The sequence below is a fragment of the Phyllobacterium sp. SYP-B3895 genome (genome assembly GCF_009647635.1).
Lineage (GTDB): Bacteria > Pseudomonadota > Alphaproteobacteria > Rhizobiales > Rhizobiaceae > Phyllobacterium > Phyllobacterium pellucidum.
The window spans coordinates 286,532-300,586 of record NZ_WJIG01000001.1; the positions used below are offsets into that span (position 1 = coordinate 286,532).

Below are 14,055 nucleotides of genomic sequence, written 5' to 3' on the forward strand. Positions count from 1 at the left end.
TATATCAACTCGCAACAAATATAAAAACTGGGGTAGTAAAATGGAGAATACGCATCCGTCCCTTATGGGGAAACTCGAGAATGAATCCTTTACCCGCGAAATCGTTGTAAACAACAATCAGCACCATCACGCAGTATATAGCAACGATCGCCATTTCCAAAAGTATCAGCCTGAAGATTATCTCGCAATTGTCGACAAACGCGCCCTCGAACGCGAATGCCTTGCTCAGGCTCTTCACAATCATCACATCGGTCTTAAAGTATATACTTTCGGTAGTCTCGAAGAATGGCGCGCGTCAAAGCGAAGTGTTTCCCATCTTCGCGCTGTCCTGGTAAACGCCGGCAACCGCAACATGGATGATACCGATCTGACGGCGGAAATCAGCGAACTCGTTGCAACATTCGACAGCGCGGCTGTCGTCGTCGTCGCCGAAAATGACGACCTCAATTATGTCCTGAAGGCGCTCGAAATCGGTGTTCGCGGCTATATTCCGACAACATGCGGCATCGAGATCTGCATGCAGGCCATCGAGCTCGCCATTGCCGGCGGCAAGTTCGTACCGGCAAGCAGCGTCCTTGCACTGCGCAAGATGCTCGGCAACCGGAACGACGAATTCCGCCACATCGCAACCTCGTTCACGGCTCGCCAGTCGGCCGTCGCCGAGGGTCTGCGCCGCGGCAAGGCCAACAAGATCATCGCCTACGAGCTGAACCTATGCGAAAGCACAGTCAAGGTGCACATCCGCAATATCATGAAGAAGCTCGGCGCGACGAACCGGACCGAGGTTGCCTACAAGATTAGCGACATGATCCCGCATGAGACCAGATTCTGACCCGACCTGGGCCAGTTAACCGAAATCTGAACTTGCAGGGGGGTCAATCATGATCGTATCCGAAGTACCGTCCACCCATGGCAGCGGCATGGCGCTGCCTCGCATCGCCTCGCTACTGTGGCGCCGAAAGCTCGTTGTTCTGGCGGGAGTTGCCACAGCCGTCGGCGTGGCGCTCGTCGGCTATATGCTCACACCGGCACAGTATAGTTCCGAAGCGATCCTCGCCCTCAATGTACGTAAACTCCAAGCATTGCCGACGGAGTCCGTGGTTTCCCCCTTGCCGCAGGAAAGTCCGGTGTTGCGGACGGAACTCGACATCATAACCTCGCGAACGATGGCAGAGAACGTCCTGGCCCGGCTCGATCGAGAGGGCTTCAACGCCAACGGGAGGCTTGTTCCCGAGGCGGAGCGAGCCGCATCGCGAGTGGAACCGCCAGTTCCGGACAGCGCCAATGCCGCGACGCTGGAGGATCAGAACCGCGATCGCATCGACAAGCTTCTGTCCGATGTGAATGTTGCCAATGACGGCCGTTCCTACACAATCTATATCAGCTACCGCTCGGATAACCCCGTCTATTCCGCAGCAGTGGCCAATGCATTCGGCGAGGCCTATCTCGACTACCAGGTCGATGTTCAGACATCCGCTACACGGCGCGTCGGCGACTGGCTTGGCGGCAAGATCGTCAGCCTGCGTGCAACGCTTGAACAATCCGAACGGGCCGCCGCTGACTTTCGTGAGAAGTCGGGCCTTGTGAAGGCCAATGGCATGACATTGCAGTCCCAGCAGATCGCTGCACTCAATGGCGAGTTGGCCAATCTTCGCGCAAAGCTTGCAGGGACGGAAGCCCGGCTCGCCACGGCGATCGACGCAGCAAACAACAAGGCTGGCGTCGCATTGACTGAAGTCCTGAATTCACCGGCAATCCTGGCGTTGCGCACCGAACAGTCCCGCGTCGAACGCGCCATTCTGGAAATCAAGCAGAGCGGCGCCACGCAAAGTGCACAACTGCCGCAACTGAACTCTCAGCTGGATTCGCTGAACGTTCAGATCAATGAAGGGATCCAGCAGATCATCAATAGCCTTCGGAGCGAGATTGATGTCACGCACCGGCAACAGGCGGCGGTGGAAGCCAACCTGAAAGAGATTCAGGACAGCATGTCCACGGCCAACCAGGCGCTGGTACACGCGGACCAACTCGACCGCGAGGCGGCCGCCAATCGCGCCATCTATGAAAGCTACCTGACACGCTACAAGCAGACGATCGAGCAGGATGGTATTGCCTCGGCTGACGCCCGCATGATCTCGCGCGCGCAGCCGGCATCGTCCAAATCGAGCCCGCGCCTCAAGAGCTGGCTCCTGCTTGGCATCATTGCCGGCACGGGTCTGGGCTTCCTCGGAGCATTCCTTATCGAATGGTTCGACCGGTCGATCCGCTCGCCTGAATCGCTCGAAACGATCACCCGCCTGCCGATCATTGGCCGTATTCCCGAGCTCACACATCGCGAACGCCAGGAAGTCGCCCGGATGGTAAGGGATGGCCACTCGAGTTTCGGACGAGCCATCGCTGATCTTCAGGCCCACTTGCTATTGTCGTCTTCACCGAAAGCATCGCGAGCCATCGCAATTACCTCGGCCGGCGATCAGGAAGGCAAGACGCTGATCGTTGCCGGCCTGGCCCGGTCCCTGTCTGCGACTGGCATCCGGACTGTCGTTGTTGACGCCAATTTCCGTAACCCCATGGTTGCTCAGGAATTTGGCGACCAGTTCGGCCCATATCTCGAAGAGGTTATCCGCGGCAGGCAGACATTGGAAGCTGCGGTTCAACACGATCTCGCGTCGACCATCGATTTCGTCGCTTCGCAAAGCTGCGAAGTTCCAGCCGAGTATCTGCTTGGCCACGAACAATTCGCCAAGATGATCGCCCAGTTGAAGCGTCAGTATGACATCGTGCTGATCGATACGCCTGCCCTCAATAACGGCGCAGACGCGATCCGCGTCTCGGCGCTGGTCGATACGACAATCGTCGTCGTACGGCGCGACACGGCAAGAACCGATATGGTGGTTGCCGCCGTCAACAGGCTGCGTGCGGATGGCCGCAAGATCAGTGGCATCGTGCTCAACAGCGATCGCCGGGTAGGCAAGGCCGACCATATCGATACCTCCCTTCCGAAGATCAAGTTTGCATCGCCTCAGGTGATCAAGAAGATCGCCGGGCACGTCAAAAAATCCCGCTCCTTCACAGCGAAGGCATGAGGTGAACCATGTCAATCAAACAAAAGAACAAAAGTAACGGCATCGGCTTTCGCATCAATCGCACTGTGGCAGCCTGGACTTTTTCGTCACTGTTGCTGCTCTCGTCGACGGTGTCCCCGACCTGGGCTGAAGAGCCATACAAGATTGCGTCCGGCGATGTGCTGCAGATCACCGTCTATGGCGACGCCGGCCTCTCCGGGGTATTCCCGGTCGGTGTCGACGGAACGATCGGCTATCCGATCCTCGGCAACATCGCGGTCGCCGATCACAGCATCCCGGAAGTTACCGGCAGCATCAGCCAGGCGCTCCTGCAACACATACCGGGCCTTTCGGTGTCGGTAGCGGTCAAGGAATATGCTCCGGTGTTCGTTATCGGCGACGTGCAGAAGCCGGGAAAATATGAGTATCGCCCGGGCATGATCGCGCTCGAACTCTTCGCCTTGAGCGGGGGCCTGAAACAGGAGGCGGGCAAGATTGACGCGGCCGGCGTGCAGCTTGTGGCGGCCCGCCAGGATTATTCCGACACCAGTCTCCAGCTCTTCGCGCAAGAAGTCAGGGAGGCGCGTCTGAAAGCGGAACTCGACGACAAGCCTTTCGAATATGTGCTCTCGAGCGATACGCCAACCGAGGACAGGGATGCGCGCCAGGGCGTGGTCGATTCCGAACGCAGGCTATTCGACCTGAGGCTCGCAACACTCGCGAGCCAGGAACAGGCGCTGAAAGCCCAGACGCAGAACTACCGCGAGGAGATCCAGACGCTCGAAGAAAGCACACGGCTTCGCAACGACGAAATCTCGCTCCTGGAGAAGAATGTCAACGCCTCGCAAACTCTGGTCGACAAGGGCCTTACGTCGCAATCGACGCTGCGCGATACCCAACGCCAGCTCTCGGCAATGCGCCGCGACTCGCTGGAGTTTGGTTCGTTCCTCGCCCGGGCAAAGCAGAACGAGAATGCCATCCAGCAGAACCTGCTTGCTTTGCGCGAGCAGCGCTCGAACGACGCAGCCAGTCAGTTGCGGGACATCGACCTCGACATTATGAGGTTGCGCAAGAAGCTCTCCTTCATCGTGCAGACCATGTCTGAAATCGGAGCAAGCGCACAGCGTGCAAGCACCCGCGAGGAATCGATCAAACTGACGTTCAGTGTGCTTCGCAATGTGAATGGCGATTACAAGGAAACCGAACTTTCCGAGCATGATCCGATCAAGGCGGGCGATATCCTGCGCGCGCAGCTAACCATGCCGGGTCAAGTCGAGAAGAAAATCAATTAGCCAAGTAATTAAACCGAAGAAGCCCGCCGGCGGTTGTTAACCCCGGCGGGCTTCTTCGTTCGAACCAGAGTGCAGAAAGATCAACCCGCCCGCGCCGGAAGCGCAAGCGGGTCGACCGAATTTTAGTTATTAAGCGGCAGTAACGACGCGCTTTTCGCTAAGAGATACGTGCATCGATTGCTGCCAGCGCAGATAGAGATCGCTGATGCCGGCCTCGAGCGCCACGTTCGGTCGCCAGCCCATGCTCTCGAGCCGCGCCGGATCAACCAGTTTGCGCGGGGTTCCATCGGGCTTGGTCGTATCGAAGACAATCGTGCCTTCGTATCCCACTATCCCGGCTATGAGCCTTGCGAGTTCGCCGATCGAGACCTCGCGGCCAGAGCCGATATTGATGATCTCAGGACCGGCATGGTTTTTCATGATGAACACGCAGGCGTCGGCGAGATCATCGACATGGAGAAACTCACGCTTCGGCGTTCCGGTACCCCAGACGATTGCCTTGGGACTTCCCGCGATCTTCGCCTCATGCATCTTGCGAATCAATGCCGGCAGTACATGTGCGTTCTGCAGGTCGAAATTGTCGTTCGGGCCGTAGAGATTGGTCGGCATCGCCGTAATGAACCGCTGGCCATATTGGCGCGCATAGGCCTCGGCAAGCTTCAGGCCGGCAATTTTCGCGACTGCGTAAGCCTCGTTGGTCGGCTCAAGCGCGCCGGTCAGCAGCGAGTCTTCGGTGATCGGCTGCTCCGCAAATTTCGGATAGACGCAGCTCGAGCCGAGCCACAACAGCTTCTGCACGCCGAGCTGATGCGCGGTGTGCATGATGTTCATGGCAATCATGGCATTGTCGTAGAGGAAATCGGCCGGATAGGTGGAGTTGGCGATAATGCCGCCAACCTTGGCCGCGGCAATGAAAATCGCATCCGGGCGGGCTCTGGCCATCCAGGCCTCGGTATCGGCCTGGCGCGTGAGGTCGAGTTCGTCATGCGAGACCTGCAGGAGGTCGCATCCCTCGTTCTGCAGGCGCCGCACCAGCGCGGAGCCCACCATACCCGTATGCCCCGCCACCCAGATGCGCTTGCCGCGCAGGTCAAAGTGATGATCCTCGGTCTCAGCCATAGAAATCGTTCCGCCCTTCTTCGCGCATGATGTTCCTCAGATCAGATTCTACCATTTCCGTCACCAGCGAGTCGAACGAGACTGTATGCGTCCAGCCGAGTTTTTCCCGCGCCTTCGCAGGATTGCCGAGGAGCAGTTCGACTTCGGTCGGTCGGAAATAGCGCGGATCGATTTCGATGAGTTCCTTGCCCGACTTGCGGTCATAACCGATCTCGTCGACGCCGGAACCCGTCCACTCGATTTCCTTGCCGACGGCGCCAAAAGCCTTTTCGACGAATTCGCGCACAGTGTGGGTTTCGCCGGTTGCGAGAACATAGTCATCTGGCTGGTCCTGCTGCAGGATGCGCCACATGCCATCGACATAGTCCCGCGCGTGACCCCAGTCGCGCTTGGCTTCGAGGTTGCCGAGGCGGAGCTTCTCCTGGAGGCCGCGTTCGATTGCGGCAACCGCGCGCGTGATCTTGCGGGTGACGAAGGTTTCGCCGCGCAGCGGGCTTTCATGGTTGAAAAGGATGCCGTTGGACGCATGCATGCCGTAGGCTTCACGGTAATTGACGGTTATCCAGTAGGCATAAAGCTTGGCGGCGGCGTAGGGGCTGCGCGGATAGAAAGGCGTTTGTTCGTTTTGCGGCGCCTCTTTGCTCTTGCCGAACAGTTCGGAAGTCGAAGCCTGGTAGAACCGGCAGGTCTTTTCGATCTTCATGATGCGCATGGCTTCGAGCAGGCGCAAGGTGCCCAGCGCATCCGAATTGGCGGTATATTCGGGGGTTTCGAAACTGACCTGAACGTGGCTTTGCGCACCGAGATTGTAGATTTCGTCCGGCTGGATTTCCTGGACAACACGGCAGAGGTTCGTTGCATCCGTCAGGTCGCCGAAATGCAGACGAAAGCGAATGTCTTCCTCATGCGGGTCCTGGTAGAGATGATCGATACGCGCAGTATTGAACGAGGAGGAGCGCCTCTTCAGGCCGTGAACGATATAGCCCTTCTTGAGCAGGAATTCACTCAGATAGGCGCCGTCCTGGCCTGTAACGCCAATGATCAAAGCGGTCTTCGCGGTCATATCTTATCCCCGGTCTCGTGCTCTCAGAGCTTCTTTTCATTTTGGCCTCCGGACCGGCTTCCCCGAATGGAAACGGCAACCGAAAACAGTGAAGAATCCTCGTTTCACTATAGAGACCGCGGGCCGGGAGACACTTCGGCAATAGGGATAGGCACGGCATCCAGGGCGATGAAACATAAGGCGTAGCGGGCTGATTCCGGTCGATAAAAGGGGCGACTATGGATGATGGCTTCTCCGGAAGTGGTAGATCCGGGAAACGGGGCACCGACATTGGTAGTGCCTTTGTTGAACTGTCCGTCTCCGCTGCGAACTGCAACAATCACAGCCAAGTTTTCAGGGCTGGGCACAGCCATGGCTCGAGGCAGTTCCACATGAAGATCGTTTTTGCAAATCGCTACTTCTCACCCGATCAGTCGGCGACGAGCCGCATGGTTTCAGGGCTCGCGTTTGCGTTGCGCCGGCGCGGCTTCGACGTTGCCGCCATCGCCAGCCGCACCATGCACGACAATCCCAGTATCGAGCTTCCCGCCGATGAGGTGGTCGGTGGGGTCACCATCAAACGCCTCTGGGCAACGCGATTTGGGCGCAGCAACATTCTTGGCCGCGCAATCGATTACCTGACCTTCCATATTTCCGCGTTCTTCTGGTGTCTCGCCAATCTGGAAAAGGGAGATATCTGCGTCATCTGCACTGACCCGCCGCTACTTTCCGTGACGACAGCGCTGCCGATCCGCTGGCGCGGCGCTCGCATGGTCAACTGGGTCATGGACCTGTTTCCGGAAGTGGCGATGGAACTCGGCATGCTGTCCGAAAAGAGCATCGCCGGCAGGCTGAGCAAGGTTGCGCGCGACTGGTCGATGCGCAAATCCACAATGATCGTCTGTCCCACCGCTTCGATGGCGTCCTACCTCGCCGAGCACGGGCTTGACGAGGACCGCCTAAGCGTCATGCATCACTGGTCCGACGGGGAAGAAATCTATCCGGTCTTTCCCGCCGACAACACTCTGCGCACACGCTGGGGACTCCAGGAAAAGTTCGTCGTCGGCTACTCGGGCAATTTCGGCCGTGCCCACGACTTTTCGACCCTGATCGAAGCCGCCGTGCTTCTCAGCGACCATGACGACATCCGGTTCCTCCTGATCGGTGGCGGCCAGCAGCGCGCCCATGTCGAAGAAATCGTCCGCAACCGCGACCTCAAGAACGTAACGTTCAAACCGCTCCAGCCGTCCGAACACATCGCTGAAAGCCTCAGCACGGCCGACGCGCATATCGTCTCGCTGATACCAAGGCTCGAACACTGCATCGTTCCAAGCAAGTTCTACGGGGTCCTAGCTGCCGGCCGTCCAACGCTGTTCATCGGCGACGGCAATGGCGAGGTCGCGCGCGTGGTCGCTTCGGCAGATTGCGGGGCAGCGGTCAGGATCGGTGAGGGCCAAAGGCTCGCCGATCACATTCTCAGATTGAAGAACGAGCCGGCGCACCGCGCGCAGATGGGGATCAATGCCAGGCACACCCTCGACACCGTATTCTCGCGCGACCGGGCGGTCGGAGCCTGGTCCGACGTCATGCACCAGTTCCGCCAGCAATCGGCGGCTTCATCACAAACCTCAGTTTTCGGGCCAGCAGAATGAGCGGTAGCGTCGTTGTCAGTCAGCTCGGTGCGCGCATGCATTACGCAGTGCCACGCATCTTCGCCTCGGAGGGGCGGCTGGCACATTTCTATACAGATATTTGTGCTACCCAGGGATGGCCCCGGCTCGTCAACAAGCTGCCACGGCGTCTGCTTCCGTCATCCGTCAAGCGGCTGACGGGGCGGATACCCAAAGGGGTACCGGCCGAACTCATCTCGACCTTCCCGAACTTCGGTGCCCGGTCGGCGGTCCGCCGGTTGCGGCAAAAGAACAGTATCGAGCATATGGCTCATACGGTCTGGGCCGGTTCCGAGTTTTCGCGCCTGGTGGCGTCCAGCGGCTTCCACGGCGCCGACGGCCTCTATGCTTTTGCCGGCGATGCATTGGAGCAAATGCAGGCCGCGAAACGGCAGGGAATGTGGACTGCGGTCGAGCAGATGATTGCGCCTTGGGACACCGTCGAAGAACTCGTCGCCGGCGAACACGCGCGCTTTCCCGATTGGGCGGGTCCCTATAGTGAGAATCAATATGCGCGGGCATTTGCCGAACGGGAAAAAGCCGAGTGGGCGCTCGCCGACGTGATCGTCTGCCCTTCGGAATTTGTACGGCGCAACGTCATTGCGCGCGGTGGCAGCGCGGAACGCTGCGTCGTCGTGCCATACGGGATTGATCCGCAATTTCCGGCGCAGGACATTATCCGTATCGGCGGTCCCTTGCGCGTCCTCACCGTGGGGGAAGTCGGCCTGCGCAAAGGTTCGCCCTACGTCGCCGAGGCGGCACGCATGCTCGGCAAGTCCGCTACCTTCAGAATGGCTGGGCCAAGCAGACTGTCACCGGACGTCAAGGCCGAGATCGGCCGATCCGTCGAATTGCGCGGTATCGTGCCCCGCGCCGAAATGGCCAAAGAATATGAATGGGCTGACGTGTTCCTCCTGCCATCCATTTGCGAAGGTTCGGCTACCGCCATCTACGAGGCGCTCGCCGCTGGTCTGCCGGTCATTTGTACCGAACATGCCGGCAGCGTCGTGCGGGACGGCGTGGACGGCTTCATCGTGCCTATACGTGACAGTGAAGCCATCGCCAAAGCGGTGACTGATCTGAGCGAACACCCCGGCACGCGAGCCGCGATGTCCGAAAGCGCGGTGACACGGGCCGCAGAGTTTACGGTCAAGCGCTATGGCGAGCGCTTGCTCGAAGCACTTTCCCTGCTTCCATCGCAACAGCAGACAGTCAACCAGGCCGCGCTTTCATGAAAATTTATCACGTCGTCAGTTCGATCGATCCAGCGCAGGGCGGACCACAAGCCGGCTGCTTACGCCTCGCCGCAGCACAGGCAGCCCTCGGCCACGAGGTTGAGATCGTCAGCTATGGCGGGAGCGACATCCGGCAACGCGCATTGAGCGCGGCACACGACGTGCCGCATCTTGCAAAAGTCCGCTGGCACATTCTGGCCGACCCGGACCGGATCGAGCGCGTTCTCGGGCTGAGCGCAGCAAGAGCGCTTCGGAACGTATTGAAGGACGCGTCTTTCGTCCACATTCATGGCGTTTGGGAACCAATCCTGAAGCATGCCGCGCGCATTGCCCGGAATCTGAATGTTCCATACTGCGTTCAACCGCATGGGATGCTCGATGTCTGGAGCATGCAGCAGAAGCGCCTGAAGAAGCGCGTCGCTCTGCTGCTGGGCTACCGCAAGATGTTGAATGGGTCAAAGTTCATCCACACGCTGAATACGGACGAAGCAAACCTGCTTGACCCGTTGGGACTGACCCCGCCACGCCTGGTCATCCCGAACGGCATATTTCTCGAAGAATTCGCCGATTTGCCGGGCAAGGGATATTTTGCCGAGCGTTTTCCGCAGTTGCAAGGCAAGCGGGTCGTATTGTTCCTGTCGCGCCTTCATACGAAAAAGGGGCTCGATATCCTGGCCGCGGCGTTTTCGATGCTGGCCAAATCGCACCCTGACGTCGATCTCGCCGTTGCGGGACCGGATGGCGGCGCGAAGGATGGTTTCGTCAGCCTGGTCAAGGAACTGGGAATTACGGACCGGGTTCATCTTACTGGACCGATCTACGGCGCGGAGAAGCTACGGGCGCTGATGGATGCGGCGTGCTTCTGCCTGCCGAGCCGCCAGGAAGGCTTTAGCGTCGCCATTACCGAAGCCCTTGCCTGCGGCCTGCCGGTGGTGATCAGCGAGCCTTGTCACTTTCCCGAAGTCAGGACGGCCCACGCCGGCGCAGTCGTTGCGCTCGAGCCCGCAAATGTTGCCGCGGCGATCGGCGATATCCTCGGCAATCCGGATATGGCCGCGATCATGGGCGAGAACGGCAAGCGCCTTGTGCACGAGAATTATACATGGCCGCGCGTTGCGGAACTGACGGTCCAGGGCTACGCATCTCCGAACCTCAGCGCAGCGACTGGTTCTGCTAATCTCCGCGTCGCTCTCGACCATTCATAGTAGCTTGGTTGTGCAGGGATGACACTCAGCCGTTGGCTGGTTGTTTGCGCGCCCTGACCGGCTGTGCCGGATTGCCGACATAGATCATCCATGGATCGAGTTTGCGCATGGCAACGCCCCGTGCACCGAGGACAGCACCTTCGCCGACGACGACGCCGGGGCCGACAAAGGCTTCGGACGCGATCCAGGCGTTGGTCTTGATTGTGATCGGCCGGCTCTTCAGCGGAAAATCCGCATCGTCCGCATCGTGCGTTCCGGTGCAAAGATGCGTGCGCTGCGAGACGATGGCGAAATCCTCGATCGTGATCTCGGCGACGTTGTAGCAAATTACGCCGGGCCCCATGGATGCGTGCTTGCCCATGATGAGGTTGCCGGGCCACCAGATCTTCACGCTGCTTCTGACAATGGCGGAAGGGTCGATCCTGGCGCCGAACTTGCGCAGCAGCCAACCCCGCCATGGACTGAGCGGCGAAGGCGTCCAGGATGCAAGGAGCGTCCACGATATCATCCAAAGGAGGCGCATGAGGCGGAACCTGAGCGCAAATGTCGCTCCGCCGAGACGGGGCAAAGGCGCGCTCGCTGCGTCGAATGCCGGATCGTTGTACCGTGAGCGCATTGTCTTACCCCGCCTTACCAGTTTTGTTTGATGCCATGTGCCACGTTTGCCGAGTTACGTTCATGCCCGGACCTCCCGCGACGGGAACGGCGCCGGCACGAATGTCGAATTGAGCCCCAGCCAACCGCGCACGGTATACCAGATCAATTTCGGGAATTCCTTTTGCAGGTAGGTGTCGGTGCCGATTGCCAGTTTCCACATGGGCTGCCGATTTGTCACCGGGACGGACAGCCAGTGAACGTCCGGCGACGCGGCGTCGAAGCTTGTGATCGCTCGCCGCGATGCATACCAGCTTGTCACCACGATTCCGCTGCGAGCGCCCATTTGCTTCACGTAGGGAGCCGAATAGAGCGCGTTTTCCCATGTCGTGCCGGACTGGCACTCAACGTCGATGGCCTTCTCATCCACGCCGCGCTCGACCATTGCGGTCTTGATCCAGTAGCAATCGCCATCGCCGCTGATGAGGACGCGGGGCGCAAACTTGCCAAGCCACAGACTGGCCGCAAGCTTGGCGCGCGCCGGGCCGTCGCCGCCAAGGACGACGATCACGTCGACTTTGGCCGGCTGGTCCTGAATGGTCAGGAGCCTCTGCGCGAGGAGCGGAAGCGACAGCACGAACAGAACTGTCAGGACGGCAACAAGTCCGATGGCCGGAATGAGATACTCCCTTAACGGCAGGCGTCGCACGCGCTCGTTCGAAACCGTCACGGAATGCGCGTTGACTGCGGTCATATCGAAAGGCCAAGCTCTCGCCGCTGCAGTTCCCGCATCTTGATGACGATCATGTACTCGTAGGACGCAATGAGGCGGCAGTAATGATAGCCCTGCCATCCGTCGAGAAATCCGCCGCGCAGGAAGTACATGTAGGCAAATCGCGCCAGCGGCCGGAAAGGCAGGCGATAGGAGAATTCTTTGAGCGCCCTGCGCCTTGCTTCCGGCGTGGCGCTGAAGAAGCTGTGCCACGGGATGCTTTTACTCCGCAGGATCTGCAGGGATTCGCGCGCTTCAAAGCCGGAATAGCGGTTGTGCTTGTCGAACCAGGCCGCCATGCCCTTGGCGAAGCTGTAGTGGATGAAATGCGACTTGAGGCGGCCGGTCGGGCCATCGCCAACCGGTCGGGAGTGGCACTCGCGCTCATATTGGATGCGTTCGGGACGTGCTAGCCGCGTGATCCAGGTCGGGTAGAGGCTCGAGTGCTTGACCCAGCGTCCCATGAACATGTTTTTGTAGCGCGCGCTGAACATGGCCTCGGGGCGGCTCGGATCAGCGGCGATCGACAGCATTTCGTCGCGCAAATCGTCAGGCGTTATCTCGTCGGCATCGGGCATATAGACCCATTCGTGCTTGAACTCGATCTCCTTCAGCCCATACATGCGCTGTTTGGTTTCGGTTTCATATTTGTGCTGATAGACGCGGGCTCCAGCTGCCTTGGCGATCTCGACGGTGCGGTCGGTGCTGAACGAATCCAGCACGACGATATCGTCACACCAGCTGAGGGATGCCAGGCAGGCTGGCAGGCACTCTTCTTCGTTGAGGGTCATGATCAATGCAGAAATCACTGTCTCGCTCCGGTTTCTTAGGTCGTCAAACTGCGTCCGAAAGGATGCCAGGCCGGGAGGGCTTGGCCGGTTGCACGGACGTGTGGGTTAAATTGAGGTCGGGCCGAATAGCGCTTGCCGAAATGGCCGACATTTTCTGCACCGGCGCCAGCGGGCGCTGAACGGCCGTTGAGCGCCCCGACAACGTTACGTAGACGAAGGCGCTGTGCACTAGGAACGGCACCACCAGCGCCAGTGTCATGGCAAGGTTCGAGACACCGAGCATGATGCCGAGGCACCCAATCCCCCCGCACACCGCCGAAGCTGCAACGATCGTGAGTGTGGTTTTCGCAGGCGGAATCGCGCGGTCGAGCAGGAGGTGGTGGAGATGCCAGCGATCAGCGGCAAGCGGGCTGCGGCCGGCATGGACCCTGCGCACGATCAGGCTCAACGTATCGATGACCGGAACAATGACGATCCAGAGCAGCACGGTGAACGCTATGTTGGCGTGGATGGACAGGGTTATGATGAAATAGGCAATGACCGCGCCAAGCGCGGTGCTTCCGGCATCGCCGAGAAATATCTTGGCGCGCGCGAGCCATGGGCTACGCATATTGAAGGCAAGAAACCCTCCCACAGCCGCAAGAAGCACCAGCATTGGCAGGATCAGCTCCGTCACGCCCTTATAGCCAGCAATTACCGACAGCCATAACAGGGCGACTGCGGCGCAGCCGCCGGCAAGGCCATCGACGCCGTCGATCATGTTCCAGGCATTGATAAGGCCTATGACGAAGAGAATCGCGACGATGGTCAGAAGCGGAAACGATATGGCCAGCAGCGCGGGCGGCAGGGCAATGCCGGTGACGACGGTGACTCCGGAAAAAGGATTGACCAGCGTCAGGGCAACCAGAAACTGCGCAGCCAGGCGACGCACGGCTGGCAGATCGACGCGGTCATCGGTTATGCCGACCACCAACGTTACGAAAACGCCTGCCCAGAAATTGACGGGAAGCGACGGCGCATGGTCGTGCAACATCATGACAAGCGCAAAAGTTACAAAGATAGCAATGCCGCCGCAGAGCGGAACGACGCCATCGTGCAACTTGCGCCGGTCGGGATGATCGACGAGGGCGAACACAGGTGAGACCCGTTTCAAGATTACGACAAGCGCAGCACTTACAATCAATGCTGCAAAACAATTGGTGATCCATGCAAACAAGGCGCACCCCCGCGAATTGAACACTCGCCATGCAAGGTGTGTTCACCTGTCACG

Annotated in this window: 12 protein-coding genes; 6 read left to right on the forward strand and 6 right to left on the reverse strand. The window is 59.3% G+C overall.

All coding sequences use genetic code 11. From position 1 onward, the window contains the following. Positions 1-352 precede the first annotated feature (352 nt). Genes GF108_RS22295 through GF108_RS01430 form a run of 3 tightly spaced genes read left to right on the forward strand, consistent with a single transcriptional unit; the run spans position 353 to position 4,357 of the window. Positions 353-832 (forward strand): response regulator transcription factor, encoded by a 480-nt coding sequence (locus GF108_RS22295; protein ID WP_246663814.1) that lies wholly within the window; start codon positions 353-355, stop codon positions 830-832. 49 nt (positions 833-881) lie between these two features. Next, positions 882-3,086, forward strand: a complete 2,205-nt coding sequence (locus GF108_RS01425; protein ID WP_153666582.1) for a polysaccharide biosynthesis tyrosine autokinase — start codon at positions 882-884, stop codon at positions 3,084-3,086. Between the two features lie 8 nt (positions 3,087-3,094). After that, complete coding sequence (locus tag GF108_RS01430) at positions 3,095-4,357, forward strand: polysaccharide biosynthesis/export family protein (RefSeq protein ID WP_153666583.1); 1,263 nt, start codon at positions 3,095-3,097, stop codon at positions 4,355-4,357. A gap of 129 nt (positions 4,358-4,486) precedes the next feature. On the opposite strand, the gene GF108_RS01435 is transcribed toward GF108_RS01430, so the two are convergent. After that, a complete protein-coding gene (locus GF108_RS01435) occupies positions 4,487-5,476 on the reverse strand; it encodes a GDP-L-fucose synthase (protein ID WP_304608900.1) in 990 nt (329 codons plus the stop codon). Then, a complete protein-coding gene (gmd, locus tag GF108_RS01440) occupies positions 5,469-6,539 on the reverse strand; it encodes a GDP-mannose 4,6-dehydratase (protein ID WP_153666584.1) in 1,071 nt (356 codons plus the stop codon). Before gmd ends, GF108_RS01435 begins: the two co-directional genes overlap by 8 nt. Before the next feature lie 371 nt (positions 6,540-6,910). Here gmd and GF108_RS01445 point away from each other — a divergent pair, with 371 nt between their 5' ends. The 3 genes from GF108_RS01445 to GF108_RS01455 are packed head-to-tail and all read left to right on the forward strand — an operon-like array spanning position 6,911 to position 10,628. After that, complete coding sequence (locus GF108_RS01445) at positions 6,911-8,170, forward strand: glycosyltransferase family 4 protein (RefSeq protein ID WP_153666585.1); 1,260 nt, start codon at positions 6,911-6,913, stop codon at positions 8,168-8,170. Beyond that, entirely contained in the window at positions 8,167-9,423 is a 1,257-nt protein-coding gene (locus tag GF108_RS01450) for a glycosyltransferase family 4 protein (RefSeq protein WP_153666586.1), read from the forward strand. Before GF108_RS01445 ends, GF108_RS01450 begins: the two co-directional genes overlap by 4 nt. Next, positions 9,420-10,628 carry a glycosyltransferase gene (locus GF108_RS01455; protein ID WP_153666587.1) on the forward strand — a complete coding sequence of 403 codons (1,209 nt, stop codon included), beginning with the start codon at positions 9,420-9,422 and terminating at the stop codon, positions 10,626-10,628. Before GF108_RS01450 ends, GF108_RS01455 begins: the two co-directional genes overlap by 4 nt. Before the next feature lie 25 nt (positions 10,629-10,653). On the opposite strand, the gene GF108_RS01460 is transcribed toward GF108_RS01455, so the two are convergent. The 4 genes from GF108_RS01460 to GF108_RS01475 are packed head-to-tail and all read right to left on the reverse strand — an operon-like array spanning position 10,654 to position 13,920. Then, positions 10,654-11,244 carry a putative colanic acid biosynthesis acetyltransferase gene (locus GF108_RS01460; protein ID WP_153666588.1) on the reverse strand — a complete coding sequence of 197 codons (591 nt, stop codon included), beginning with the start codon at positions 11,242-11,244 and terminating at the stop codon, positions 10,654-10,656. A 60-nt stretch (positions 11,245-11,304) separates the two neighbouring features. Next, entirely contained in the window at positions 11,305-11,976 is a 672-nt protein-coding gene (locus GF108_RS01465) for a YdcF family protein (protein WP_172982545.1), read from the reverse strand. Next, complete coding sequence (locus tag GF108_RS01470) at positions 11,973-12,785, reverse strand: glycosyltransferase family 2 protein (RefSeq protein WP_153667288.1); 813 nt, start codon at positions 12,783-12,785, stop codon at positions 11,973-11,975. Before GF108_RS01470 ends, GF108_RS01465 begins: the two co-directional genes overlap by 4 nt. 43 nt (positions 12,786-12,828) lie before the next feature. Beyond that, positions 12,829-13,920: an MraY family glycosyltransferase gene (locus GF108_RS01475; protein ID WP_172982546.1), complete on the reverse strand. Its 1,092-nt coding sequence runs from the start codon at positions 13,918-13,920 to the stop codon at positions 12,829-12,831. Positions 13,921-14,055: the final 135 nt, after the last annotated feature.

Bases quoted from the DNA above. Each gene is read 5' to 3' on its own strand.
- GF108_RS22295 (WP_246663814.1), top strand. From the start codon at position 353: ATGGATGATACCGATCTGACGGCGGAAATCAGCGAACTCGTTGCAACA.
- GF108_RS01425 (WP_153666582.1), top strand. From the start codon at position 882: ATGATCGTATCCGAAGTACCGTCCACCCATGGCAGCGGCATGGCGCTG.
- GF108_RS01430 (WP_153666583.1), top strand. From the start codon at position 3,095: ATGTCAATCAAACAAAAGAACAAAAGTAACGGCATCGGCTTTCGCATC.
- GF108_RS01435 (WP_304608900.1), bottom strand. From the start codon at position 5,476: ATGGCTGAGACCGAGGATCATCACTTTGACCTGCGCGGCAAGCGCATC.
- gmd (WP_153666584.1), bottom strand. From the start codon at position 6,539: ATGACCGCGAAGACCGCTTTGATCATTGGCGTTACAGGCCAGGACGGC.
- GF108_RS01445 (WP_153666585.1), top strand. From the start codon at position 6,911: ATGAAGATCGTTTTTGCAAATCGCTACTTCTCACCCGATCAGTCGGCG.
- GF108_RS01450 (WP_153666586.1), top strand. From the start codon at position 8,167: ATGAGCGGTAGCGTCGTTGTCAGTCAGCTCGGTGCGCGCATGCATTAC.
- GF108_RS01455 (WP_153666587.1), top strand. From the start codon at position 9,420: ATGAAAATTTATCACGTCGTCAGTTCGATCGATCCAGCGCAGGGCGGA.
- GF108_RS01460 (WP_153666588.1), bottom strand. From the start codon at position 11,244: ATGCGCTCACGGTACAACGATCCGGCATTCGACGCAGCGAGCGCGCCT.
- GF108_RS01465 (WP_172982545.1), bottom strand. From the start codon at position 11,976: ATGACCGCAGTCAACGCGCATTCCGTGACGGTTTCGAACGAGCGCGTG.
- GF108_RS01470 (WP_153667288.1), bottom strand. From the start codon at position 12,785: ATGACCCTCAACGAAGAAGAGTGCCTGCCAGCCTGCCTGGCATCCCTC.